Consider the following 25,903-nt stretch of genomic DNA (forward strand, 5'->3'; position numbering starts at 1 on the left):
CAGTAGGTTCAAAGGCGGGTTCCGCGGGTCCGCGGGCTCCGCAGCGGATGACAGCAGGAGGAAAGCAGCGTGACGAGTGTTCTCGATGAGCTGAAGTGGCGGGGCCTGGTGGCGGACTCCACCGACGAGGCCGCCCTTGTCGAACACCTGCAGGCGGGACCGGTCACGTTCTACGTCGGCTTTGACCCGACGGCGCCCAGCCTGCATTTCGGCAACCTGGTGCAGCTGATCGTCGCCGGCCACCTGCAGCGGGCGGGACATCGGCCGCTGATCCTGGTCGGCGGCTCGACCGGCATGATCGGCGACCCGAAGGAGACGGGCGAGCGGGTCCTGAACTCTCCGGAGGTCGTCGCCGCCTGGGTCGAGAAGATCCGGGCCCAGGTGCAGCGGTTCGTCAGCTTCGACGGTGACAACGCCGCCAGGGTGGTGAACAACCTCGACTGGACGGGCTCCCTGGGCACCCTGGAGTTCCTACGGGATGTCGGTAAACACTTCCCGGTGAACCGGATGCTGGCCCGCGACGTGGTCCGGTCGAGGCTGGAGGGCGGGATCTCCTACACGGAGTTCTCTTATGTCCTGCTGCAGGCGATGGACTACCGCGAACTGTTCCGGCAGTACGGCTGCACGCTGCAGTTCGGTGGCAGCGACCAGTGGGGGAACATCACCGCCGGGGTGGAGCTGCTGCGCCGCTCCGACGGGAAACGGGTCCACGCGCTGGCGACTCCACTGCTGACCAAGGCCGACGGGAGCAAGTTCGGCAAGACCGAGACCGGCACTGTCTGGCTCGACCCCGAGCTCACCAGTCCGTACGCCTTCCACCAGTACTTCCTGAACGCCGAGGATGCCAAGGTCATCGAGTACCTGAAGGTCTTCAGCCCGCGCAGCCAAGAAGAGATCGAGGCGTTGGAACGGGAGACTCGCGAGAGCCCGCATCGACGCGCGGCCCAACGGGCGCTGGCCGATGACGTGACCGCATTCGTGCACTCCGCGGCTGAACGTGACGCCGCCATCGCGGCCGCGGAGGCGCTGTTCGGGCGTTCCGAGCTGGCCGACCTGGACGAGTCGACCCTCTCTGGGGTGCTGCAGGAGATCGGTGCGGTGGAGATCGTCGCCGGCGGCGAGCTGCCGATGGTGGTCGACGTGCTCGAGGCCAGCGGGGTGGTGCCGAGCAAGTCGGCGGCCCGGCGAGCCATCGCCGAGGGGGGTGCCTACATCAACAACACCAAGGTGGCCGATGTCGACGCCCGGCTGACTGCGGAAGACCTGCTGCACGGCCGCTTCGTCGTCGCCCGCCGAGGCAAGAAGACGGTCGGCGGCACTACCATCAAACGATGAGCTGACGCACGCCGAAACGCGTCCGACACCCTGTGATGACGAACACCGCTGGTGGATTTGACCCCTGGGACACTCGTCCGTAATGTTCTACCTGCCTCGCCGAGAGCGGGACGCGGACAGGGAAACCTGAAGCGGCCGGACCGGGAGGAACCCACCTGTCAAGGACTGACCGGATCGGTGTGCCTTCAACGAGAAGCCACCAAAATCCGGAACATCTGCGCGGGCGGAAACCAGCAGGACGGACGATTTGACGAGTGCAGGTCGGACGAGTAACGTAGAGCAAGCCCTGGAAGGAACGGGTCGCGAAAGCGGCCTCGCCGAAGGGGACCCAAACACTACAGATCCCCCGGATCGGTGTGCGTTCCAGACAGAACCCACCAACAAGTCCGGAGCCTCTGTGCGGGCGGGGAGGGTCGGAAACACCGATTTGACACGGTGCGAAGAACCTCACTAAAGTAAGTCGAGTTGCCCCAAGCGGAAGCTGAGAAGCCGAAGCGCGGTGTGCGCCCGAAACTTGAGAACTCAACAGCGTGCTAAAAGTCAATGCCAAATATGCACTAAAGAACCCGTGCCTGGCTAGTGACACGACCCGGACCTCGGTCCGGAACAGTGCTGCGAACTAGGTCGGATTCCTTTGAGATTGATTATTGATAGACCCAGCAATGGGTCCTGTCAGAGGTCAAGCTCGTTGATTCAGACGGTACCCGATGATCGCTTCGGCGACATCGATTCCGATATTTTTCAACGGAGAGTTTGATCCTGGCTCAGGACGAACGCTGGCGGCGTGCCTAACACATGCAAGTCGAACGGTAAGGCCCCTTCGGGGGTACACGAGTGGCGAACGGGTGAGTAACACGTGAGCAACCTGCCCTTGACTCTGGAATAACAGCTGGAAACAGCCGCTAATACCGGATACGACCTCTGAAGACATCTTCTAGAGGTGGAAAGCTCCGGCGGTCAAGGATGGGCTCGCGGCCTATCAGCTAGTTGGTGAGGTAATGGCTCACCAAGGCTTCGACGGGTAGCCGGCCTGAGAGGGCGACCGGCCACACTGGGACTGAGATACGGCCCAGACTCCTACGGGAGGCAGCAGTGGGGAATATTGCACAATGGGCGAAAGCCTGATGCAGCAACGCCGCGTGCGGGATGACGGCCTTCGGGTTGTAAACCGCTTTCAGTAGGGACGAAGCGCAAGTGACGGTACCTACAGAAGAAGCACCGGCCAACTACGTGCCAGCAGCCGCGGTGATACGTAGGGTGCGAGCGTTGTCCGGAATTATTGGGCGTAAAGGGCTTGTAGGCGGTTTGTCGCGTCGGAAGTGAAAACTCAGGGCTCAACCCTGAGCCTGCTTCCGATACGGGCAAACTAGAGGAATGCAGGGGAGAACGGAATTCCTGGTGGAGCGGTGGAATGCGCAGATATCAGGAGGAACACCGGTGGCGAAGGCGGTTCTCTGGGCATTTCCTGACGCTGAGAAGCGAAAGCGTGGGGAGCAAACAGGCTTAGATACCCTGGTAGTCCACGCCGTAAACGGTGGGCACTAGGTGTGGGGGACATTCCACGTTCTCCGTGCCGAAGCTAACGCATTAAGTGCCCCGCCTGGGGAGTACGGCCGCAAGGCTAAAACTCAAAGGAATTGACGGGGGCCCGCACAAGCGGCGGAGCATGCGGATTAATTCGATGCAACGCGAAGAACCTTACCTGGGTTTGACATATACCGGAAAGCTGCAGAGATGTAGCCCCCGCAAGGTCGGTATACAGGTGGTGCATGGCTGTCGTCAGCTCGTGTCGTGAGATGTTGGGTTAAGTCCCGCAACGAGCGCAACCCTCGTCCTATGTTGCCAGCGGATAATGCCGGGGACTCATAGGAGACTGCCGGGGTCAACTCGGAGGAAGGTGGGGATGACGTCAAGTCATCATGCCCCTTATGTCCAGGGCTTCACGCATGCTACAATGGCTGGTACAAAGGGCTGCGAGACCGCAAGGTTAAGCGAATCCCAAAAAGCCAGTCTCAGTTCGGATTGGGGTCTGCAACTCGACCCCATGAAGTCGGAGTCGCTAGTAATCGCAGATCAGCAACGCTGCGGTGAATACGTTCCCGGGCCTTGTACACACCGCCCGTCAAGTCATGAAAGTCGGTAACACCCGAAGCCGGTGGCCCAACCCTTGTGGAGGGAGCTGTCGAAGGTGGGACTGGCGATTAGGACTAAGTCGTAACAAGGTAGCCGTACCGGAAGGTGCGGCTGGATCACCTCCTTTCTAAGGAGCTAATGGCAAGCTTGCTTGTCCATGCGTTCAGTGCTGAGGCGTATGTCCTCAGCTGAACAAGCACCGGAATGTGGAACATTGACTATTAAGCCGATTCAAGATCTCGATGTCAGTACAACCTCGCAAGAGGAGTGGAACCTCAAAGAGATGGCGATGAAGCCTAAGCACGCTGTTGGGTCCTGAAGGGTCGGTTGCCTCGGTGACACTCTTCTGCGGACCGGAGTCCGAGGCCGTTGGCCGGAGATCCGATACCGCCCGTATTTTGAGAACTTCACAGTGGACGCGAGCATCTTTGTAGTAAAACAAGCTACTAAGGGCAATCGGTGGATGCCTAGGCACCAAGAGCCGATGAAGGACGTTGTAACCTGCGATAAGCCCCGGGGAGCTGGTAAACGAGCTTCGATCCGGGGATCTCCGAATAGGGAAACCTCGAAAGAAACCGGAGTAATGTCCGGCGACCTCTGCCTGAATATATAGGGCAGTAGGAGGGAACGTGGGGAAGTGAAACATCTCAGTACCCACAGGAAAAGAAAACAAAAGTGATTCCGTGAGTAGTGGCGAGCGAAAGCGGAACAGGCCAAACCATGTGTATGTGATAGCTGACAGGCGTTGTACATATGGTGTTGTGGGGCCGCTCTGACCGAGCTGTTAATCGGTCAAACAGTCAAAAATGATCAATGAAGTCGAAGTACTCTGGGAAGGTACGGCACAGAAGGTAATACCCCTGTAGACGTAAGTTGATCACTGTTGAGCGTCACCCCAAGTAACACGGAACCCGAGAAATTCCGTGTGAATCTGGCGGGACCACCCGTTAAGCCTAAATACTCCTTGGTGACCGATAGCGGACTAGTACCGTGAGGGAAAGGTGAAAAGTACCCCGGGAGGGGAGTGAAATAGTACCTGAAACCGATTGCCTACAATCCGTCGGAGCTGAGCCTTCGGGCGAGGTGACGGCGTGCCTTTTGAAGAATGAGCCTGCGAGTTAGTGGTACGTGGCGAGGTTAACCCGTGTGGGGAAGCCGTAGCGAAAGCGAGTCCGAATAGGGCGACATAGTCGCGTGCTCTAGACCCGAAGCGGAGTGATCTATCCATGGCCAGGTTGAAGCGACGGTAAGACGTCGTGGAGGACCGAACCCACTTCAGTTGAAAATGGAGGGGATGAGCTGTGGATAGGGGTGAAAGGCCAATCAAACTCCGTGATAGCTGGTTCTCCCCGAAATGCATATAGGTGCAGCGTCGCGCGTTTCTTACCGGAGGTAGAGCACTGGATGGTCGAGGGGGCCCACAAGCTTACCAAAATCAACCAAACTCCTAATGCCGGTAAGTGAGAGCGCGGCAGTGAGACTGCGGGCGATAAGGTTCGTAGTCGAGAGGGAAACAGCCCAGAACACCAGCTAAGGCCCCTAAGCGATTGCTAAGTGGAAAAGGATGTGGAGTTGCGGTGACAACCAGGAGGTTGGCTTGGAAGCAGCCACCCTTGAAAGAGTGCGTAATAGCTCACTGGTCAAGTGATTCTGCGCCGACAATTTAGCGGGGCTCAAGCAATCCGCCGAAGCTGTGTCATTCACGTTCGTGCCCGGTCATCTTTGATGATCCAAGCGCGTGGATGGGTAGGGGAGCGTCGTGTGCGCTAAGAAGCGACAGGGTGACCTAGTCGTGGAGAGCACACGAGTGAGAATGCAGGCATGAGTAGCGAATGACGGGTGAGAAACCCGTCCACCGAAAGACCAAGGGTTCCAGGGTCAAGCTAATCTGCCCTGGGTAAGTCGGGACCTAAGGCGAGGCCGACAGGCGTAGTCGATGGACAACGGGTTGATATTCCCGTACCGGCGCTTTAACGATCCTGCCGAGGCGAGTAATGCTAAGCACGCAAGGCTTCAGGCGACCTTCGGGTCAATCGAAGCTGAGTCTGCGACCCAAGCTTGTATTAGGCAAGCTGCGGAGTGACGCAGGAAGGTAGCCCATCCCGGGCGATGGTAGTCCCGGGCTAAATGCGTAGGGCGAGGTGTAGGCAAATCCGCACCTCATATGCCTGAGACATGACGGCTGGTTTGCATACGTGCATTCGAGTGGGTGATCCTATGCTGCCTAGAAAACCTTCGTGAGCGAGTTGATGAGCCGCCCGTACCCTAAACCGACTCAGGTGGTCAGGTAGAGAATACCAAGGTGATCGAGATAACTGTGGTTAAGGAACTCGGCAAAATGCCCCCGTAACTTCGGGAGAAGGGGGGCCGGACGTGTCTATGGATTTACTCCAGACGGCACTGAAGGCCGCAGAGACCAGGCCCAAGCGACTGTTTACTAAAAACACAGGTCCGTGCTAAGTCGAAAGACGATGTATACGGACTGACTCCTGCCCGGTGCTGGAAGGTTAAGGGGAAGTGTTAGCTTCGGCGAAGCACTGAACTTAAGCCCCAGTAAACGGCGGTGGTAACTATAACCATCCTAAGGTAGCGAAATTCCTTGTCGGGTAAGTTCCGACCTGCACGAATGGAGTAACGACTTGGGCGCTGTCTCGACCGCAGACTCGGCGAAATTGCACTACGAGTAAAGATGCTCGTTACGCGCAGCAGGACGGAAAGACCCCGGGACCTTTACTATAGTTTGGTATTGGTGATCGGTACAATTTGTGTAGGATAGGTGGGAGACTTTGAAGCATGGACGCCAGTTCGTGTGGAGTCAACGTTGAAATACCACTCTGATTGTTCTGGTTATCTAACCTAGGTCCGTTATCCGGATCAGGGACAGTGCCTGATGGGTAGTTTGACTGGGGCGGTCGCCTCCTAAAAGGTAACGGAGGCGCCCAAAGGTTCCCTCAGCCTGGTTGGCAATCAGGTTTCGAGTGTAAGTGCACAAGGGAGCTTGACTGTGAGAGAGACATCTCAAGCAGGGACGAAAGTCGGGACTAGTGATCTGACGGTGGCATGTGGAAGCGCCGTCACTCAACGGATAAAAGGTACCCCGGGGATAACAGGCTGATCTTTCCCGAGCGTTCACAGCGACGGAATGGTTTGGCACCTCGATGTCGGCTCGTCGCATCCTGGGGCTGGAGTCGGTCCCAAGGGTTGGGCTGTTCGCCCATTAAAGCGGCACGCGAGCTGGGTTTAGAACGTCGTGAGACAGTTCGGTCCCTATCCGCTGCGCGCGTAGGAGTCTTGAGGAGTGCTGTCCTTAGTACGAGAGGACCGGGACGGACGAACCTCTGGTGTGCCAGTTGTTCTGCCAAGAGCACGGCTGGTTGGCTACGTTCGGAAGTGATAACCGCTGAAAGCATCTAAGCGGGAAGCACGCTCCAAGATGAGGACTCCCACAGGAATAACCTGGTAAGGCCCCCAGCAGATCACTGGGTGATAGGTCGGATGTGGAAGTGCAGCAATGCATTGAGCTGACCGATACTAATAGGCCGAGGGCTTGTTCCTACAAAGATGCTACGCGTCCACTGTGAGGTTCCCGAGATACGGTCGGGAACTGAGCGCAAACCATGAGTTTGCGAGAGTTCGTCCAGATCGAATCTCCATAGAGTTTCGGTGATCATGGCGAGAGGGAAACACCCGGCTCCATTCCGAACCCGGAAGTTAAGCCTCTCAGCGCCGATGGTACTGCACGGGGGACCGTGTGGGAGACTAGGACGTCGCCGGACATTAAACACCTCTTGGGTGGCTATTCGTAGCTACCCAAGAGGTGTTTTTGCGTTCTGGGCGCCCGCACCGGCCGGCGGTTAACCAGGAGCTGCGGCCCGGCGCGACGTGAAGCGCGTCGGGCAGGATAACGCGGTCAGGACGTGAAGTGGGCGCCGAGCACCGCCGCGTACCGTGAGTTGATCCCTTGAGCCGCGGCCAGGTCGGCCGCGCTCGGCTCGATCTCTCTGACATACGGCACCGGCCAGGTAGGCATTGACCCGCTGAGCGCCCAGGCGGCCTGCTTGGCGGCGCCGACGGCGACGCTCTCGAACGTCTCCGTGACGGCGATCGGGCAACCGAACACCGCAGGTGCGATCCGACGCACGGCCTCGGACTGTGCCGCTCCGCCGGTGAGCGTGATCCGCTTGATGTCTCCGGTCTGTTGCTGCAGCACCTGCACGCCGTAGGCGAGACTCCACAGGACGCCCTCGATCGTGGCCCGCGCGATGTTGGCCGGGGTCATGTTGGCCAGGGTCAGCCCGGTCAACTCCCCACGGGCGTCCGGCAGGGGTGGTGTGCGCTCGCCCTCGAGATAGGGCACGAAGGTAAGGCCCCCGCTCCCGGCCGGTGCGGTGAGCGCCAACTCGCTCATCGCCTCCAGCGAGAGTCCGAGGACGCGTGCTGTGGCGACGAGGTTGCGGGCGCCGTTCAGGGTGCAGACGAGCGGCAGGAAGGCGCCGGTGGCATCGGCGAAGCCGGCAACCGTACCGGTGGGTTCGTGGGTCTGCGTCTTGCTCAGGGTGAAGGCCGTGCCACTGGTGCCGAGGGAGACGACCGCCTCGCCGGTGCGGACATCGAGGCCCAGCCCGGCAGCCATGTTGTCCCCCGTGCCGGGGGCGATGGCAACACCCTCCGGCGTGTGGCCCACGATTTCGTCTGGCGCGGCCACCCGCGGCAGGTCGAGATCGTGTCCGATCGCGCGATTGACCAGATCGTGCCGGTACTCGTTGGCGGTGGCGTCGAAGTACAGAGTGCCGGAGGCGTCTCCGCGGTCGGTGGTCGGTGCGAACGATCGGCCGCCGATCTGCCAGGTCAGCCAGTCGTGCGGGAGGACGACTGAGGCGGTGCGGGCAGCGTTGTCCGGCTCGCAGCGGTTCAGCCAGCGGATCTTGGCGACGGTCATCGAGGCGACTGGTACCGATCCGACCGCCTCGGCCCAGGCCCGGCCACCGCCGAGCTCGTCGATGAGGTCCACCGCGTCCTGAGCCGACCGGTTGTCGTTCCAGAGCAGAGCATCGCGAACCAGCTCGCCCGCGTCGTCCAGAGTGACCATGCCATGCTGCTGGCCGCCGACGGCAAGGGCCGCGACATCGTCCAGCAGCCCTGGCGTAGCGGCAGCCTCGCGGTACGCCGACAGCCAGGCGGTGGCCGAGACTTCGGTACCGTCAGGATGCGACGCTCGAGCCGTACGCACCACTCGGCCGGTGTCCAGCTCGCAGACCACGATCTTGCAGGACTGGGTCGAGGAGTCGATCCCCGCCACCAGGCGTCCCGCCGGCTGAGCCATCGAGTCGTCCGTCACTGTGCCCTCCTCAGGGTCAACCTCGTCGTCGACAACCACTGACGAGCCCAAGTCTGGCAGAGTCCCCGCATCTCAGACTCCCCGCCTCTCAGAGTGCCCGCCTCTCAGAGTGGCCGTGTCTCAGCGTGCCCGTGTCTCAGCGTGCCCGTGTCTCAGAGTGCCCGTGTTTCCGAGCGGGCGGGGGCGGTTGATCGCTGCTCCGGATGCATCATCTTGGCGCTGGATGTCTCGCGCTGGGTGGCTGCCGACCCGTCCAGAGCGCCGGAATCATCTTCGAAGGCTGAGTAACGACACGGATGGGGACTCAAGGGTTTGGTGTGGGCGCGGTTTGCCGCGAGGATTGTCAGGTGGCTGACAACAGAAGACCGGATGGGAACGACGGCCCGCGGGAGCGACGCGGTGGCGGTGGCCGAGACGACGACAGACGCGGTCCACGTCGGGACGGCGGAGGCAGCCGCGACAGTCGCCCAAGCAGTGCGGGTGGTCGCGACAGTCGTCCAAGCGGCGGGAGCCGGGACAGCCGGCCGAGCAGCGGTGGTCGGGACAGTCGTCCGAGCAGTGCGGGTGGTCGCGACAGTCGTCCGAGCAGTGCGGGTGGTCGGGACAGTCGCCCGAGCAGCGGGAGCCGGGACAGTCGCCCGAGCAGTGCGGGTGGTCGCGACAGTCGTCCGAGCAGTGCGGGTGGTCGGGACAGTCGCCCGAGCAGCGGGAGCCGGGACAGCCGGCCGAGCAGCGGCGGTCGGGACAGTCGCCCGAGCGGCGGGAGCCGGGACAGTCGCCCGAGCGGCGGGAGCCGGGACAGTCGCCCGAGCAGCGGCAGCCGCGACGAACGCAGTCGCGATGAGCGGCCTCGTGGCGGGGCCGACCGGACTCGTAGCGGCGCCGACCGGACCCGTGGGCGCGGCCGCAGTGGCGGCGACACTCCGGACCGGACGCGCCCGTGGGATGACCGCGCCGGCGACGAGCGCAGAAGCCAGCGCCGAGAGGACCGCGAACCGCCCCGACCCGGCCTCGCCGCCAAACCCGGCGAGCCACCCGTCCCGGAGGATGTCGACACCCGTGAGCTGCACCGGTCGGTTCGCGCGGAGCTGCGCGGGCTGCCCAAAGACCTCGCCGAGATCGTGGCCGCCCATCTCGTGGTCGCCGGCCGTCTCATCGACGAGGATCCGGAGCTCGCGTACGCCCATGCCGACGCGGCCCGTCGCCGGGCAGCCCGGCTGCCCATCGTCCGGGAGGCGGCCGCCGAGACCGCCTATGCCGCGGGCCACTTCGACGTCGCCCTGAGCGAGTTCCGGGCGCTGCGACGGATGACGGGCACCCACGACTATCTGCCGGTGATGGCTGACTGCGAGCGTGCCCTCGGCCGCCCGGACGCCGCCCTCAAACTGGCCAAGGACTCTCGACAGTTCGGCCTGGACCCGGCTCAGCAGATCGAAATGGTGATGGTCGAGGCTGGAGCCCGAAGCGATCTTGGGCAGCAGGCGGAGGCCCTCCGCGTACTGAAGTCGGCCATCGAGAGGTACAGCGACCGCAACCCGGGGCTGCGATCCTCACGCGCGCGTCTGCGGTACGCCTTCGCCGACCAGCTGCTCGAGCAGGGCCGCGAGTCCGAGGCGCGGTCATGGTTCTCTGCTGCGGCTCAGCTCGACCCGGAGGGCGAGACCGACGCTCAGTCCCGGCTGGACGCACTCGACGGGCTGCAGATCGACTTCGACGAGTCGGAGGACGAGCTGGCGGAGCCGACTGAGAGCTCAGAGACGGATGCAATGGACCAGCCGTCGTGACCGCGGCTTTCGACGGCGTCCTGATGGGCGGCTACGACGCAGCCCTCTTCGACCTCGATGGTGTCGTCTACCTCGGACCGGTCGCCGTCCCTGGTGCCGTTGAGGGGATAGCTGAGCTGCGGGGTCGCGGAGCCCGGCTCGGCTACGTCACCAACAACGCTGCCAGAACTCCTGAGGCGGTGGCCGGGCATCTGCGTGAGCTGGGCATCGAGCTGGACGACGACGACGTCGTCACCTCATCCCAGGCCGGCGCCCACGCGCTGGCGCAGCGGTTCGGTTGCGGCGCCAAGGTGCTGGTGGTTGGCGGCGAGGGCGTCGTCGCGGCCCTCGAGGAGGAGGGCCTGGTGCCGGTGGCCACCGCCGACGACGACCCGGTCGCCGTGATGCAGGGCTGGTCGCCCGACCTCACCTGGAACCAGTTGAATGAGGCGGCCATCGCCATCCAGCGCGGCGCCCACTGGCTGGCGACGAACACCGATGCCACCCGACCGACCGACCGGGGCATCGTCCCCGGCAATGGTGCTGCAGTGGATGCCGTACGGACAGCGGTGGCCGTCGAGCCCGAGGTCGTCGGCAAGCCCTTCCGTCCGTTGATCGACGAGGTGGTGCGGCGGCTCGGTTGCCGGCGGCCGATCTTCGTCGGTGACCGGATGGACACCGACATCTCCGGCGCTACCGAGGCCGGGCTGGACAGCCTCTGGGTACTGAGCGGTGCCCACGGTCCGGTCGACCTGCTGGCGGCGGACGCTCGTTCCAGGCCAACCCACATCGGTGCCGACCTGTCGGCCCTCGGGCAGCCGGCGCGATCGGTCGAGTTGGCTGACAACCGTGCCCGCTGCGGGATGATGGAGGTCACCGTCGACGACGGGCGGCTGGTGATCACCGAGCCGCCCACCGACCGAGCCCAGTCGGTGGACGCGCTGTGGGCGCTGGCCCAGCTGGCCTGGCGGGCCCGGGATTCCGGTCATGATCTCGATCCGGAGCCTTCGCTGAAGGTGCTGGAGGCGTTACGGTGAGGGCGGTGCACTGCATCCGGAGACCCCAGTAGAGGAAGGCTAGGACATGGCCGTCGAGGCGTGGCAGAACTACATCAACATGATCAGCGGCGTCACCAAGGCGACCCGATCCAAGGCACTCGCAACGGCCAAGGCGGCGCTGGCGCAGTCCGGACTGGACGATGTCGCCAGCGATGCCGGTGAGCGGGTCAGCAAGCTGGCCGAGGAGATCATCACTGCCAGCAGGTCGAACCGTGAGCTGCTCGAAAAGCTGGTCGGATCGGAGATCGACAAAGCGGCCGCCAAATGGGGGTTTGTCCGAGCCGAACAGTTGGACGACGTCCGGGCCGAGGTCGCCGAGCTGAGGTTGGCACTGGCCCACCAGGCAGGGCAGGCAGCAGCCGCTCGACAGGCCGCATCGCCGACGAGAACGACGGCCAAGAAGGCTGCACCGGCCAAGAAGGCTGCACCGGCCAAGAAGGCGGCGGCCAAGAAGGCGGCACCCGCAAAGAAGGCTCCCGCCAAGCAGTCCGCTGCCAAGAAGGCTCCGGCCAGGAAGGCGGCGGCCAAGAAGGCGACCGTCGCCGCCGAGCAGGGCTGACAGGGACTGAGCGATGACCACGGCAGAGCACGAACCGCAGCAAGAGCCGCCCGCGCGCACCGGCGACCCGACCATCGACGAGGCGCTCAGCTCCCTCCAGGACCTGGACGGTGAGCCCGTAGCGAACCACCATGCCCGGCTGGCACACGTCCACGAGGTGCTGCACGGAGCCCTCCATCCCGACCGCTGACGGCACCACCCGCCTGGACCGGGCGCTGCTCGACCGCGACCTGGCCAGGTCGCGCAACCAGGCCCGGAGCATGATCATCTCCGGCCAGGTCAGCATCAACGGGCGACCGGCTCGCCGGGTCGCCGAGCCGGTCCGGGCGGAGGACCGGCTGGAGGTCAGCGATGACGACGCTTCGTCCCGCGGCTATGTGTCGCGGGCAGCCCTGAAGCTGCTGGGCGCACTGGACGACCTGGAGCTGAGGGTGTGCGGCCGGGCGCTCGACGCCGGAGCCTCGACCGGCGGATTCACCCAGGTGCTGCTGGAGCGGGGCTGCGACGAGGTCGTCGCCGTCGACGTCGGGCACGGTCAGCTGGACGACCGGATCAGGGGCGACTCTCGGGTCGTGGTCTGGGAGCGTACCAACCTGCGCGACCTGACGCTGCATCATGTCGACCATCGACAGGTGGACCTGGTGGTGGCCGACGTCTCGTTCATCTCCCTGACGTTGCTGGTACGTCCGCTCACCTCGGTGCTCTCACCCGCGGGGTCACTGCTGCTGATGGTCAAGCCACAGTTCGAGGTGGGCCGCGACCGGCTCGGCAAGGGTGGTGTGGTGCGCTCCGAGCAGCTCCACCGCGACGCCGTGGCTCAGGTGGTCGCCGCAGCCGAGGAGGTCGGCTGGCATCCGCAGGCGGTGGTCCGCAGCCGGCTGCCCGGCCCGGCCGGCAACGTCGAGTTCTTCGTGTTGTTCCGGCGTGCCGAGCCGCGATGTCGCGTCGACATCGGATCGGTCACCGGAGCCGCCTATGCTGTGGCAGGTGACCGGACAACCTGAGCAGACGCGGCCGGGGCGCTGCGTGGCCGTGCTGACCCACACCGGTCGGCCGGAGGCGGTGAAGGCAGCCGCCAGGCTGGTGTCCGGGCTGAGCGCCGCCGGGATCGAGTCGGCGATGCCGGCCGAGGATCTCGAGATCATGCAGAGCCAGATCGGCGACGCCCGGGTGGTGCCGCTGATGCCCAACGGCGTGGGCGGACACCACGTCGACGGGTGCGAGCTGGTGGTCGTACTCGGGGGAGACGGCACCATCCTGAGGGCGGCAGACTGGGTGATCGACACCGAGGTCGCGCTGCTGGGCGTCAACCTCGGCCATGTCGGGTTCCTGGCGGAGGCTGAGTCGTCGGAGATCGACAGCATCGTCGACCATGTGATCGACCGGTCGTACACGGTGGAGGAGCGCTTCACCATCGACGTCAACATCTGCGACGAGAACAACGACGTGGTCTGGTCGTCGTTCGCCGTCAACGAGGTCTCGATCGAGAAGGCCGCCCGCGAGCGGATGCTGGAGATCGTCGTCGACATCGACGGCCGACCGTTGTCCCGGTGGAGCTGCGACGGGGTGCTGGTGTCCACCCCGACCGGATCCACCGCCTACGCCTTCTCCGCCGGCGGGCCGGTGATCTGGCCCGATGTCGAGGCGTTGCTGCTCGTTCCGCTCAGTGCGCACGCCCTGTTCGCCCGGCCGCTGGTGCTCAGCCCGTACTCCCGGGTGCTGATCGAGTTGGTCGACTCGGCCCAGACCGAGGGTGTGGTCTGGTGCGACGGGCGCCGCTACACCACCCTGCGCGGAGGCATGGAGGTCGCTGTCACGCAGGGGGCCCGGCGACTGCGGTTGGCCCGGTTGTCCAGAGCACCATTCACTGACCGGCTGGTCAACAAGTTCGGCCTCCGGTCGGAGGGCTGGCGTGGTGCGGCCGAGCAGCGGCACGCGTCGGAGTGACCCGATGATCTCGGAGCTGCGGATTGCCGACCTCGGCGTGATCGACGACGCGATACTCACGCTGGATCCGGGGCTGACGGTCGTCACCGGGGAGACCGGTGCCGGCAAGACCATGATCGTGTCCGGCATCGGCCTGCTGCTGGGTGAACGGGCCGACCCTCGGTCCGTCCGCAGTGGAGCGGAGCGCGCCCGGGTCGAAGGGCTCTTCATGCTGACCGACCCGGTGCTGCAGGGGCGGATCGAGGACGCCGGCGGCCAGGTCGAGGACGGTGAGCTGCTGATCGCCAGGCAGATCACGGCCGCCGGCCGTTCCCGGGCCTGGGTCGGTGGCGCCCAGGTGCCCGCCGCCGTCTGCGCGGACATCGCCTCCGATCTGGTGACGGTGTACGGGCAGTCCGAGCAGATCGCGCTCGGCCGCGAGGAGAGGCAGCGCAGCATCCTGGACAGGTTCGTGGGAGCACCGCTGCTGTCGCTCCTGACCGAGTACCGCCAGCTCTACGTGGAGCGGCGTGCGCTGGTCGCCGAGCTGGAGCAGCTCCGTTCCGATGCGCAGACCAGGGCCCGCGAGGTCGACCTGATCCAGTTCGGGCTGGACGAGATCGAGCGCGTTGCGCCCCAGCCGGGCGAGGATGTGGCGCTGGCCGCCGAGGCCCACCGGCTGCAGTCGATGGACGACCTCCGCAACGCCGCCCAGCTGGCGATGATGGCACTGGCCGGTGACGACTCCGACGCCTCCGGTGCGACCGCCCTGGGGGCGCTCGGCTCGCTAGCCGTCGCGCGAAAGGCGGTCGAGGAGGCTGCCGAGCAGGATGTGCAGGCCGGTGAGCTGGCCACCCGGTCCGCCGAGCTGGGCTATCTGCTGGCCGATCTGACCAGTGACGTCGCGCGCTATCTGGAGACCCTGGAAGCCGAGCCCGGACGGCTCGAGCAGATCGCGGAACGACGCTCGGTGCTGGCCACGCTGACCCGCAAGTACGGCGACAGCTGCGATGAGGTGCTCGAGTGGGCTCGGACGTCGGCACAGCGGATGGCCGGGCTGGAGTCCAGCGACGCGCGCATCGTCGAGCTGCAGGACCGGGTGAAGCTGCTCGACGGTCAGCTCAACGAGCTGGCCGGGCGGATCACCGATCAGAGGGTCAAGGGGGCCGCCGACCTCGGGGAGGCGGTCAAGAGCGAGCTGTCGGCGTTGGCGATGCCGCACGCCCGGCTGCTGTTCGACATCACCCGGGCGGCCGAGCTGGGCCCGCATGGGGCTGATGTGATCGAGCTTCTGTTCAGTGCGAACCCGGGGTCCGAGCCACGCAGCCTGGCCAAGGTCGCCTCCGGCGGAGAGCTGTCGCGGGTCAGGCTGGCCCTCGAGGTGATCCTCGCCGGAGACTCCGTCGGCGGCACCTTCGTCTTCGACGAGGTCGACGCGGGCGTCGGCGGCAAGGTGGCGGTCGAGATCGGCAAGAGGCTCGCCACCCTGGCGCGCCGGGCCCAGGTCATCGTCGTCACCCACCTCGCGCAGGTCGCTGCCTTCGCCGACCGGCACTTCGTCGTGGTCAAGGCCGACGACGGCCAGGTCACCACCAGCGGCGTGGCCGAGGTGCAGGATGCCGACCGGGCCGAGGAGCTGGCCCGGATGATGGCCGGGCTGGAGACGACGTCCCACGCTCTGGCCCACGCGGAGGAACTGGTCCAGGTGGCCGAGAGCCACCGGCGGTCGACCCGATCCGAGAAGACCCCGAGCATGAAGCAGCAGACCGCGCAGCGGCTGACGACGACGACGCGGGCCTGACCCCAGAACACCCGTCGGGACAGGGCGGTGTGGGCTGTCGATGGCCCGCCCCAGCGAGGGCCCGTGGGAGGATTGACCACGATGAGACTCCCAGTGTTACGCCGGCGCAGCGAACCTACCGAGATCGGCGGTGTGGTTCGGCTGGATCGACGTACCAAGAACCTGACGAAGCGGCTGAACCCGGGTGAGATCGCCGTGATCCATCACAGCGACCTGGACCGGGTCAGCGCCGAGGCGCTGGTCGAGGCTCACGTGAGCGTCGTCGTCAACGCCGTACCGTCGGTGTCCGGCCGTTATCCCAACCTGGGTCCCGGCATCCTGCTGAACGCCGGGATCGTCCTGATCGACAACGTCGGGCCACAGATCTTCGAGACCCTGCACGAGAACGACCGGATCCGCCTGGACGGGGGCAATCTGCTCAATACCGACGGCGAGGTGCTGGCCGAGGGCACACTGATGACCGTCGACCTGCTCGAACAGTTGATGGAGGACGCGCGCGCCGGGCTCTCGGACCAGATCGACGCCTTCGCCGAAAACACGATGGAATACCTGCGGGAGGAGAAGGAGCTTCTGCTGGAGGGCGTCGGTGTACCGGAGGTGCGCACCCAGTTCGAAGGGCGGCACGTGTTGATCGTCGTCCGCGGCTACGACTACCGATCCGATCTCGACGCGCTCCGCCCGTACATCTCGGAGTACAAACCTCTGCTGGTGGGCGTCGACGGTGGTGCCGATGCACTGATCGAGGCAGGCTTCAAGCCCGACATGATCATCGGTGACATGGACTCCTGCTCCGACTCCACGCTCAGGTGTGGTGCCGAGCTGGTCGTGCACGCCTACCGCGACGGCCGGGCGCCGGGGATCGAGCGCCTGCAGGAGCTCGGGCTCGAAGCGGTGGTCTTCCCCGCGCTCGGCACCAGCGAGGATGCAGCGATGCTGCTGGCCGACTCCTTCGGTGCCGAGCTGCTGGTGGCGGTGGGTACCCACGCCTCGCTGGTCGAGTTCCTGGACAAGGGCCGGGCCGGGATGGCCTCCACCTTCCTGACCCGGCTGCGGGTGGGGCCCAAGCTCGTCGACGCCAAGGGGGTGTCGAGGATCTATCGCAGCCATGTGAAGTCCTGGCAGCTGGTGCTGCTGGTGCTGTCCGGCCTGTTCGCGCTCGGCGTCTCGCTGGCCTTCACCGACTACGGGTCAGCCCTGGGTAACCTGCTGCTCGGTCGGTGGAACGACATCGTCTACTGGATACGAGGACTCTTCTCTTGATCAACTTTCGCTATCACATCGTCTCGCTGGTGGCGGTGTTCATGGCCCTGGCGATCGGGATCGTGGTCGGCGCAACCATCCTGGGTGACCGGATCAACGAGGGGATCGTGGCTCAGGCGGCGCAGGACCGCAAGGAGCTGCAGCTCCAACGTGCCGAGGTGCTTCGGCTGAACGACCTGCTGAAATACCAGAACGACTACGCCGAGAAGGTGGCCAAGCCGATCAGCGACCAGCTGCTGCGCGACCAGACGGTCGCCATCGTGACCATGCCGGGAGCGCCTCGGTCGGTGGTCAACTCGGTCTCTGCCGCAGTCACCGATGCCGGTGGCGTGGTGACAGCCACAGCCGAGGTGCGAAGCAACACCTTCGACCCCGACCGCGCCGCGGACACCGATGCGGTCGTGAAGGCGTTCGCTGACCGGGTGACGTTCCAGCCGAACGATACGACGGCCACGAAGGTCGGCCGACTGATCGCCCGTGCCCTGCTGGCCCATGAGCCACTCACCCGCGACCCGGTGGCCGACGACATCATCAAGGGGCTGGCCGACGGCAAGCTGGTCTCCACCAACACCGACGGCAACCTGCGGGCACGGGTGGTAGTGGTCGTCACCGCGCCGGCCCTGGATCCTCGGCCGGAGGCGGAGGTGCTGGCGGCGCACGTCCAGCTCGAGGTTGCTCTGAAGGGTGAGACCGCCGGTGCCGTGGCAGCGGTGGTGGCCGGACCCAACAGCGAGGATGTGGAGGGGACCGACGTGGCCAGCGTCCGGGCTGACGCCATCGCCACCGAGGCGCTCAGCACCGTCGACGTCGCCGACCTGCCCAGCGGCGTGACCACTGTGGTGCTGGCGGCCAAGGAGCAGCTGCTGGGTCGGCAGGGCCACTACGGGGCGGCGCCCAGCCGTGACGACGTCGCACCCAAGATCCCGGTGCAGTGAACGTGGGGGCAGCTGGGTCGGCCGCGTCCGGCCTGCTGGCCGGGGCCACAGCGGCGCTGGCGAATCGGGTCGCGACCAGCCCGTCGGTGCAGTCGGTGACGCGGCGCTGGCACCGTACCAACCACGCCGGTGATCAGGTGACCCTGCTCGAGGGACCGGCGGCCGTGCTCGCGACACTGGCCGGGCTCGCGCTCGACCATGATCATCCGCGGCTGCCGAGGATGGTGGCGGTGGCCGGATCAGGACTCGTCGGGGCTGTCGATGATCTCCACGGTTCGGCTCAGGCCAAAGGGTTCAGGGGCCATCTGGGTGCCCTCGCGCAGGGTCGCGTCACCAGCGGGCTGATCAAGATCGTCGGCGTGGGCGCCAGCGCTCTGCTGTCCAGTGTGCTGCATGCCCGCAGCCTCCGGTCCACCAGCCCGACCGATGTCGTGCTCAACACGGCCCTGATCGCCGGTACGGCCAACCTGGTCAACCTGCTGGACCTCCGACCGGGCCGGGCAGCGAAGGTGGTGACCCTGCTGGGCGCCGGTCTGGCCGGCTCCGGGTCGGCACCCGTCGTGGGTGCCGCGCTCGGCTCGCTGCCCACCGATCTGGCAGCGCGGTCCATGCTCGGAGACTGTGGCGCCAACGCGCTCGGTGCGGGTCTCGGCAGTGCGGCCGCCACCCGGCTGCCCCGATGGGCCCGGGCGCTGACGCTGGCCGGGGTGGTGGGTCTGAATCTGGCCAGCGAGAAGGTCAGCTTCACTGCGGTCATCGACCGCAGTCCGTTGCTGCGGCGGTTCGACGACTGGGGACGTCATCCGACCGCTGGGCGGCAGGAACGGGAGTGAAGGCCGGAGGTCTCGGCTCAGTCGTGCTCAGCGTCGCGGCGCTGACCCTGGCCAGCCGGGTGGTGGGGTTCGGCCGCTGGCTGATCTTCTCCAAGACCGTCGGCGACACCTGCCTCGGTGACGTGTACAACGCCGCCAACCAGCTGCCCAACGTGCTGTTCGAGGTGGTGGCCGGCGGTGTGCTGGCCGGAGTGGTGATCCCGGTGGTCGCCCGGCACGTCGGGGCGCGCCGCAACGACGCCACTGCAGCCACCGTCTCAGCCCTGCTCACCTGGACGCTGCTGGTGCTGACCCCAGCCGCCCTGGCGGCCTTCCTCGGTGCCGATCTCTACGCCCGGACCTTCGTCTCCGCCGGCTGCGGTGGTGGCGTCGACCTGGGTGCGCGCCTGTTGACCGTGTTCGTCCCGCAGATCTGGCTCTACGGCCTGGCCGTGGTCAGCGCCGGCATCCTGCAGGCGCACCAGCGTTTCCTGGCTGCCGCCGCCGCGCCACTCGCCTCCAGCGTGGTGGTGATCAGCAGCTATCTGATCTTCGCCCAGCTGGCCGGCCCGGCGGCCCTGGATGATCTCCGAAGGCTGGGCCCGACAGCTGTTGCGGTGCTGGGGTGGGGGACCACCGCCGGGGTTGCGGTGCTTGCGCTGATGACGTTGGTCCCGCTGGCGCGGCTGGGGATCATGATCCGTCCCCGACTGCGGTTCGCGCCCGGCGACACGAAGGTGATCACCCGGATCGGGCTGGCCAGTGTGGCCGGTCTCATCACCCAGCAGGTCTGCGTGCTGCTGATCATCTGGACGGCGAAGCAGACGATGGACCCCGGGGCGGTGACCCGGACGACCTGGGCCAACGCCATCTATCTGCTGCCGTTCGCTGTGCTGGTCGCTCCCATGTTGCAGCTGGCCTTTCCCAGGCTCAGTGCGGCTGCCGAGACCGGACCGCCCGCCGTGCTGGCCGTGCTGGTGAGGGTCGCCCCTGCCGTCGTCGTCCTGGCCAGCCTGGGCGGGGCACTGCTGGTGGCGACGTCGGTGCCGGTGGCTCGCGTCTTCGTCCTCGGCCCCGGATCGGGCCGGACCGGGGCGCTGGCGTTCCCGATCATGGCCACGGCCCCCGCCGTGCTCGGCTTCGGAATGCTCGGGCTCGCGTCCCGCACGCTGCTGGCCCAGCACCTGGCGCGATCGGCCGGGATGACGACCGTGGCCGGCTGGGGCGCCACGATACTGGCCGTGTTGCTGGTCCACCTGACGCTGCCGAGCGCGTGGGTGGTGACGGGCATCAGCGCCGCAATGTCGGTGGGGATGGTCACCGGCGGCCTGGTGGGCTGGCTGCTGCTGATCAGGGCAGGCAGCGCCTCGGAGCCGGCGCCGAGGAACGGCCCGAGCTCAGGCTTGCTGCGTTCCTTGGCCGTCGCGGTGCCCGCGGCGCTGGTCTCCGGGGTCGGTGTCTGGTTCCTGTCCCGCGGGTTGGCCGACGCCGGCGGCTTGGCCGCGGTGCTGGGTGCCGTCGGCTGCGCACTGGGCTGTGCCGCCCTGTTCATCTCGGTGGTCCACCTGCTCGACCGCCGGCTGCTGCCCGGCATCGTACGGATGCTGCGGACCGACCGGGTCGCCCGAGCGGGAGGAGAGACGTGACGCTCGACATCGCGCTGGTGCTGAGTGCCAGCACCGGCGGCATCGGCCGGCACGCGGCGAGCCTCGCCGTGCGGTTCGTGGCCGCCGGACACCGGGTCTGCATCTTCTGTCCGACGGAGACCATGCGTGCCCATGAGCTGGCCGACACGGGCGCCCGGCTGTTGCCGCTCCGCGGCCTGCGACTGGCGCGCCGGGCCGACGTGGTCCACGCCCACGGCTACAAGGCCGGCGCCCTGGCGGCAGTGCCGACGCGCCTCGGTGGCCCACCCCTGGTGGTCACCTGGCACAACGCGATCCTCGGCCGCGGCCGGTCCGCTCTGCTCGGCCGGGCCCTGCAGCGGCTGACGGCGCGGGCAGCCGACCTGACCCTCGGCGCCAGCAGCGACCTGGTGGAGACCGCGCTGGACCTCGGTGCCCGGCAGGCCCGGCTGGGCCCGGTGGCGGCCCCACTGCTGCCACCGGCCGTCAAGGAGCCGACACGGCTGCGGGCCGACCTCGGGCTCGAAGCGGGAGAGCTGCTGGTCCTCACCGTCAGCCGGTTGGCGCCACAGAAGAACCTGGGCCTGCTGCTGGACGTCGCCCGGCGGCTGCGCTCCCGCCAGGACCTTCGGTTCCTGGTCGTCGGCGACGGCCCGCTGCGCGACTCCCTGGCCAGCCGGATCGCGGCCGACCACAGCAGGGTGACCCTGTTGGGACGACGGGACGATATCGCCGATCTGCTGACAGCCGCGGACCTGGCCCTGCTGACCTCGTGGTGGGAGGCCCGCGCCCTGGTGGCCCAGGAGGCGCTGCAGTTCGGCGTACCCCTGGTCAGCACCCGGGTCGGCGGCATCGAGGAGCTGGTCGGCGACGCCGCTGTGCTGGTCCGACCCGACGACGCCGCCCAGGCGGCGGCGGCGGTCGCGGAGCTCGCCGACGATCCGGCCCGACGGGCGCAGCTGGCAGCGGCCGGGCGGGTTCGGGCAGCCGGCTGGCCGGACGAGGACGACGTGGCAGCCGACGTGCTGGCGGCCTACGCCGAGGTGTTGGACGGGTCGACCTCGGGTCGTTGACGTGCACCAGAGGGCCGATGGTGGAAGTTCGGGCTGCGGCCTATAGGCTGGAATCCCGTGGGACCTCTTGCAAAAGCTACCAAGCATGTCTTCGTCACCGGAGGCGTCGCCTCCTCGCTCGGCAAGGGGTTGACCGCCTCCAGCCTCGGCACCCTGCTGATCGCCCGGGGACTCAGAGTCACCATGCAGAAGCTGGATCCGTACCTCAACGTCGACCCGGGCACGATGAACCCGTTCCAGCACGGCGAGGTGTTCGTCACCGAGGACGGGGCCGAGACCGACCTCGACATCGGCCACTACGAACGCTTCCTGGACGTGAACCTGGCCGCCCACGCCAATGTGACGACCGGCAAGGTGTACTCGTCGGTGATCGCCAAGGAGCGTCGCGGTGACTATCTGGGCGACACGGTCCAGGTCATCCCGCACATCACCAACGAGATCAAGGAACTGATGCTGGGCATGGGCGGGCCCGACATCGACGTGGTCATCCACGAGATCGGCGGCACCGTCGGCGACATCGAGTCGCTGCCGTTCCTGGAGGCGGCGCGCCAGGTGCGCCACGACGTCGGCCGGAGCAACGTCTTCTTCCTGCATGTCTCACTGGTGCCGTACATCGGTCCGAGCGGCGAGCTCAAGACCAAGCCGACGCAGCACTCGGTGGCGGCGCTGCGCCAGGTCGGCATCCAGCCCGATGCGGTGGTCTGCCGCGCCGACCGCGAGATTCCTGACTCGGTGAAGCGGAAGATCTCGCTGATGTGCGATGTCGACGAGGAGGCGGTGGTGGCCGCCATCGACGCGCCGAGCATCTACGACATCCCGAAGGTGGTGCACACCGAGGGACTGGACGCCTATCTGGTGCGGCGGCTGGACCTGCCGTTCCGCGACGTCGACTGGACCCGCTGGAACGACCTGCTGGACCGGGTGCACAACCCGGACGAGGAGGTGACCATCGCCCTGGTCGGCAAGTACATCGACCTGCCGGACGCCTATCTGTCGGTCGTCGAGGCCCTGCGCGCCGGCGGGTTCGCCAACCGCGCCCGGGTCCACGTGCGCTGGGTGCCGTCGGACGCCTGCGAGACTCCGGAGGGCGCGGCGCACGAGCTGCACGAGGTGGACGGCATCTGCATCCCGGGAGGATTCGGCATCCGGGGTGTGGAGGGCAAGGTCGAGGCGGTGCGGTATGCCCGGGAGAACGACATCCCCATTCTCGGACTCTGCCTCGGTCTGCAGTGCATGGTGATCGACGTCGCACGGCACCTGGCCGGGCTGCCCGACGCGGACTCGTCGGAGTTCACTCCCAGCACCGCTGACCCGGTGATCGCCACCATGGCGGAGCAGGTCGCGATCGTCTCCGGCGAGGGCGACCTGGGTGGCTCGATGCGGCTGGGGGCCTACCCGGCCGACCTGCTGCCCGGCTCTGTGGTGGCCAAGCTGTACGGCCAGACCCAGGTCAGCGAGCGGCACCGGCACCGCTACGAGGTCAACAACAGCTATCGGGAACGCCTCGAGGAGGCTGGGCTGGTGATCAGCGGCACGTCGCCCGACTCCACCCTGGTGGAGTTCATCGAGCTGCCGACCGAGGTGCACCCGTTCTTCGTCGCCACCCAGGCCCACCCGGAGCTCAAGTCGCGCCCGACCCGGCCGCACCCGCTGTTCGTCGGGCTCGTCGAGGCGGCGCTCGAGCGGAAGCTGTCGGCCCGGCTGCCCGGCGTGGACCGGCGCTGATGATCATTCTGAGCCGGGCTGACCTGGTCGACGCCGCGACCGCCTGGCAGGTCCAGTCCACCGACGTACTGGCCGAGGGCCAGGTCACCACCTACATCGAGGATGCGGTGCTGACGCCGGACGGCGAGCGGATGCGACGGCAGTATCTGCGTCATCCGGGTGCCGTCGGGGTGATCGCCCTGGACGAGGACGACCGGGTGGCATTGGTCCGGCAGTACCGGCACCCGGTCCGGCACCGGCTGATCGAGCCACCGGCCGGGCTGCTGGACGTGGACGGTGAGGACTACCTCGTCGGGGCCAGGCGGGAGCTGGCGGAGGAGGTCGACCTCGGCGCCACCGACTGGCGGGTGCTGGTGGACATCTTCACCTCCCCCGGGATGGCTGCCGAGTCGCTGCGGATCTACCTCGCCCGCGGCCTGCACGCCGCCGACGCTCCGGAGGACTTCAGCCGGAACCACGAGGAGGCGCACATGGACACGGTCTGGGCGTCCCTGGACGACCTCGTTGACGCCGTGCTCGCCGGCGACCTGCACAATCCGGTGCTGGTGATGGGCATCCTGGCCGCGGCAGTCGCGCGCAGTCGAGGCGGCTTCGACACCCTCCGCCCCGCCGACGCCCCCTGGCCCGCCCGCGAGGACCTCCTCCGTTCACTGCCCTGAGGCATAGGCCGCCGGAGCGTGTCGAAGGGCTCTCACGGCCCGGCCTGAGCCTGGGCGAGGGCCTGAACCACCGAGGTGCTCTGAGCCCGTCGCTTCCATCAGCGTCAAGTGGTCGCCCGCTGGCGCTGGATCCAGGGACGGGAACCTTTGGCCGACCATATAGGTGCCAGAAGTCGCGTTCTGTCGAGATTTCGACCCTGAACGGCGTCTGGGGGCTGGAAAGGTCGCGTTCTGTTGAGTTTTTGGTCGGGATCGGCGTCTGGGGCTGGAGAAGTCGCGTTCTGTCGAGTTTTCGACCTGATCGGCGTCTGGGGGCTGGAAAGGTCGCGTTCTGTTGAGTTTTTGGTCGGGATCGGCGTCTGGGGCTGGAGAAGTCGCGTTCTGTCGAGTTTTCGACCTGATCGGCGTCTGGGGGCTGGAAAAGTCGCGTTCTGTTGAGTTTTCGACCACGTTCAGGGTGGGCGGCAACCCGGGCACGGGGTGAACACACGCATCGGCATGTCAGTGCGGGACGCTGCAAGCCCCACGATGAGGGGAACCGGCGGCCAGCGATGACGCGCCATTCTGTGTGCTGCCCTCGTTCAGCAGGTGACGCCGGCCGACCCGCAGACTCACACCTCGTCACGGTCGAAGGGCAGCACCACTTCGCTCTTCGACAGCCTCAGATCAGGGCGCGTCGTGTTGGGTCAGAGCGCGTGGCGTACGCCAGGTTGGGAAGGCATGGCAGGTCTATGCTCGCGTCAGTGGAGCCTTGATGGCTGCGGGACGACGGATGAGGTGTCCAGATGCTGGTGGGAGTGCCGACCGAGGTCAAGAACAGCGAGTACCGGGTCGCCCTCACGCCGTCGGGCGCGCAGGAGCTCACCCGTGCCGGGCATCGGGTGATCGTCCAGTCCGGCGCCGGAGTGGGTTCCTCGATCTCCGACGAGGAATACGCCGCGGCCGGCGCAGCTATCGTCGATGATCATGAAGCGGTGTGGGGCGATGCCGAGTTGATCTTGAAGGTGAAGGAGCCGATCGAGATCGAGTACGAGCGGATGCGCCCAGGGCAGGTGCTGTTCACCTACCTGCACCTGGCGGCCAGCCGGGAGTGCACCAAGGCTCTGCTGGACCGCCGCGTCACCGGGATCGCCTACGAGACGGTGCAGCTGAGCGACGGGTCGCTGCCGTTGCTGGCACCGATGAGCGAAGTGGCGGGCCGGCTCGCCCCGCAGGCCGGTGCCTACCACCTGATGCGCCAGGGCGGCGGTCGCGGCGTACTGCTGGGTGGGGTCTCCGGGGTGTACGCGGCCAAGGTGGTCGTGCTGGGGGCGGGCGTGGCCGGCATGAACGCGGCCGCAATCGCCCTCGGCATGCAGGCCGAGGTGCTGCTGCTGGACACCAACATCGACAAGCTGCGACAGGCGGACCGGATCTATCAGGGCCACCTGCAGACCGTCGCCTCTACCAGCCTGGAGATCGAGCGGGCGGTGCTGGACGCCGACCTGGTGATCGGCTCGGTGCTGGTGCCCGGAGCCCGGGCGCCGATGCTGATCAGCAACGAGCTGGTGAGGCGGATGCGCCCCGGCAGTGTGCTGGTCGACGTCGCCATCGACCAGGGTGGCTGTTTCGAGGACTCCCGGCCCACCACCCATGCCGAGCCGACGTTCCTCGTGCACGGGTCGGTCTTCTACTGCGTCGCCAACATGCCCGGGGCGGTGCCGAACACCTCCACCCATGCCCTGACCAATGTCACCCTCCCGTACGCCCTGGCCCTGGCCGACCACGGCTGGCAGCAGGCCTGCCGCGCCAACCCGGCGCTGGCGATGGGCGTGAACACCCACGACGGCCAGGTCACCTACGCTCCGGTGGCGACGGCCCATGACCTGCCGCAGACCAGGCTGAGTGAGATCCTGTCCTGA

General features: G+C 66.5%; 17 protein-coding genes and 3 rRNA genes. 19 read left to right on the forward strand and 1 reads right to left on the reverse strand.

Annotated features, from left to right (window positions below):
* Positions 1-69 precede the first annotated feature (69 nt).
* The 4 genes from tyrS (at position 70) to rrf (ending at position 7,244) form a co-directional block, all read left to right on the forward strand.
* Positions 70-1,335, forward strand: a complete 1,266-nt coding sequence (gene tyrS / locus JOE57_RS16945; RefSeq protein WP_204919773.1) for a tyrosine--tRNA ligase — start codon at positions 70-72, stop codon at positions 1,333-1,335.
* A 741-nt stretch (positions 1,336-2,076) separates the two neighbouring features.
* A 16S ribosomal RNA gene (locus JOE57_RS16950) occupies positions 2,077-3,595 on the forward strand.
* Between the two features lie 309 nt (positions 3,596-3,904).
* A 23S ribosomal RNA gene (locus tag JOE57_RS16955) occupies positions 3,905-7,023 on the forward strand.
* A 104-nt stretch (positions 7,024-7,127) separates the two neighbouring features.
* Positions 7,128-7,244: ribosomal RNA gene (gene rrf / locus JOE57_RS16960) — 5S ribosomal RNA — on the forward strand.
* The 16S, 23S and 5S rRNA genes sit together here, the layout of an rRNA operon.
* 134 nt (positions 7,245-7,378) lie before the next feature.
* On the opposite strand, the gene xylB is transcribed toward rrf, so the two are convergent.
* Positions 7,379-8,806, reverse strand: coding sequence for a xylulokinase (gene xylB, locus JOE57_RS16965; protein ID WP_338041360.1), 1,428 nt, complete (start codon positions 8,804-8,806; stop codon positions 7,379-7,381).
* 1,121 nt (positions 8,807-9,927) lie between these two features.
* Between xylB and JOE57_RS16970 the strand changes: the two genes are divergently transcribed.
* From JOE57_RS16970 to ald, 15 genes are all read left to right on the forward strand, one after another.
* A complete protein-coding gene (locus JOE57_RS16970) occupies positions 9,928-10,590 on the forward strand; it encodes a tetratricopeptide repeat protein (RefSeq protein ID WP_338041361.1) in 663 nt (220 codons plus the stop codon).
* Between the two features lie 23 nt (positions 10,591-10,613).
* The gene (locus JOE57_RS16975) at positions 10,614-11,606 is read left to right on the forward strand and encodes an HAD-IIA family hydrolase (RefSeq protein WP_204920544.1); all 993 of its coding nucleotides are present in this window, start codon (positions 10,614-10,616) and stop codon (positions 11,604-11,606) included.
* Between the two features lie 46 nt (positions 11,607-11,652).
* Positions 11,653-12,186 (forward strand): polyhydroxyalkanoate synthesis protein PhaF, encoded by a 534-nt coding sequence (locus tag JOE57_RS16980; RefSeq protein ID WP_204919775.1) that lies wholly within the window; start codon positions 11,653-11,655, stop codon positions 12,184-12,186.
* Between the two features lie 13 nt (positions 12,187-12,199).
* Positions 12,200-12,376, forward strand: a complete 177-nt coding sequence (locus JOE57_RS16985; protein ID WP_204919778.1) for a hypothetical protein — start codon at positions 12,200-12,202, stop codon at positions 12,374-12,376.
* Positions 12,318-13,190 carry a TlyA family RNA methyltransferase gene (locus JOE57_RS16990; RefSeq protein WP_204919779.1) on the forward strand — a complete coding sequence of 291 codons (873 nt, stop codon included), beginning with the start codon at positions 12,318-12,320 and terminating at the stop codon, positions 13,188-13,190. Before JOE57_RS16985 ends, JOE57_RS16990 begins: the two co-directional genes overlap by 59 nt.
* On the forward strand, positions 13,165-14,133 hold the full coding sequence (locus JOE57_RS16995; RefSeq protein ID WP_420827704.1) for an NAD kinase: 969 nt from the start codon (positions 13,165-13,167) through the stop codon (positions 14,131-14,133). The genes JOE57_RS16990 and JOE57_RS16995 overlap by 26 nt, the downstream gene beginning before the upstream one ends.
* Positions 14,134-14,137: 4 nt before the next feature.
* Positions 14,138-15,913, forward strand: a complete 1,776-nt coding sequence (recN, locus tag JOE57_RS17000; RefSeq protein WP_204919781.1) for a DNA repair protein RecN — start codon at positions 14,138-14,140, stop codon at positions 15,911-15,913.
* Between the two features lie 81 nt (positions 15,914-15,994).
* Complete coding sequence (steA, locus tag JOE57_RS17005; RefSeq protein ID WP_204919782.1) at positions 15,995-17,173, forward strand: putative cytokinetic ring protein SteA; 1,179 nt, start codon at positions 15,995-15,997, stop codon at positions 17,171-17,173.
* Entirely contained in the window at positions 17,170-18,108 is a 939-nt protein-coding gene (locus tag JOE57_RS17010; RefSeq protein WP_204919783.1) for a copper transporter, read from the forward strand. The genes steA and JOE57_RS17010 overlap by 4 nt, the downstream gene beginning before the upstream one ends.
* Entirely contained in the window at positions 18,105-18,941 is an 837-nt protein-coding gene (locus tag JOE57_RS19260) for a hypothetical protein (RefSeq protein ID WP_204919784.1), read from the forward strand. Before JOE57_RS17010 ends, JOE57_RS19260 begins: the two co-directional genes overlap by 4 nt.
* A complete protein-coding gene (gene murJ, locus JOE57_RS17020) occupies positions 18,938-20,566 on the forward strand; it encodes a lipid II flippase MurJ (RefSeq protein ID WP_204919785.1) in 1,629 nt (542 codons plus the stop codon). Before JOE57_RS19260 ends, murJ begins: the two co-directional genes overlap by 4 nt.
* Positions 20,563-21,618, forward strand: coding sequence for a glycosyltransferase (locus JOE57_RS17025; protein WP_204919786.1), 1,056 nt, complete (start codon positions 20,563-20,565; stop codon positions 21,616-21,618). The genes murJ and JOE57_RS17025 overlap by 4 nt, the downstream gene beginning before the upstream one ends.
* 57 nt (positions 21,619-21,675) lie before the next feature.
* Positions 21,676-23,343: a CTP synthase gene (locus JOE57_RS17030; RefSeq protein ID WP_204919787.1), complete on the forward strand. Its 1,668-nt coding sequence runs from the start codon at positions 21,676-21,678 to the stop codon at positions 23,341-23,343.
* Positions 23,343-24,002: an NUDIX domain-containing protein gene (locus tag JOE57_RS17035; protein ID WP_204919788.1), complete on the forward strand. Its 660-nt coding sequence runs from the start codon at positions 23,343-23,345 to the stop codon at positions 24,000-24,002. Before JOE57_RS17030 ends, JOE57_RS17035 begins: the two co-directional genes overlap by 1 nt.
* 785 nt (positions 24,003-24,787) lie before the next feature.
* On the forward strand, positions 24,788-25,903 hold the full coding sequence (ald, locus tag JOE57_RS17040) for an alanine dehydrogenase (RefSeq protein ID WP_204919789.1): 1,116 nt from the start codon (positions 24,788-24,790) through the stop codon (positions 25,901-25,903).

The sequence above is a fragment of the Microlunatus panaciterrae genome (genome assembly GCF_016907535.1).
In the GTDB taxonomy this organism is placed as follows: Bacteria; Actinomycetota; Actinomycetes; order Propionibacteriales; family Propionibacteriaceae; genus Microlunatus; species Microlunatus panaciterrae.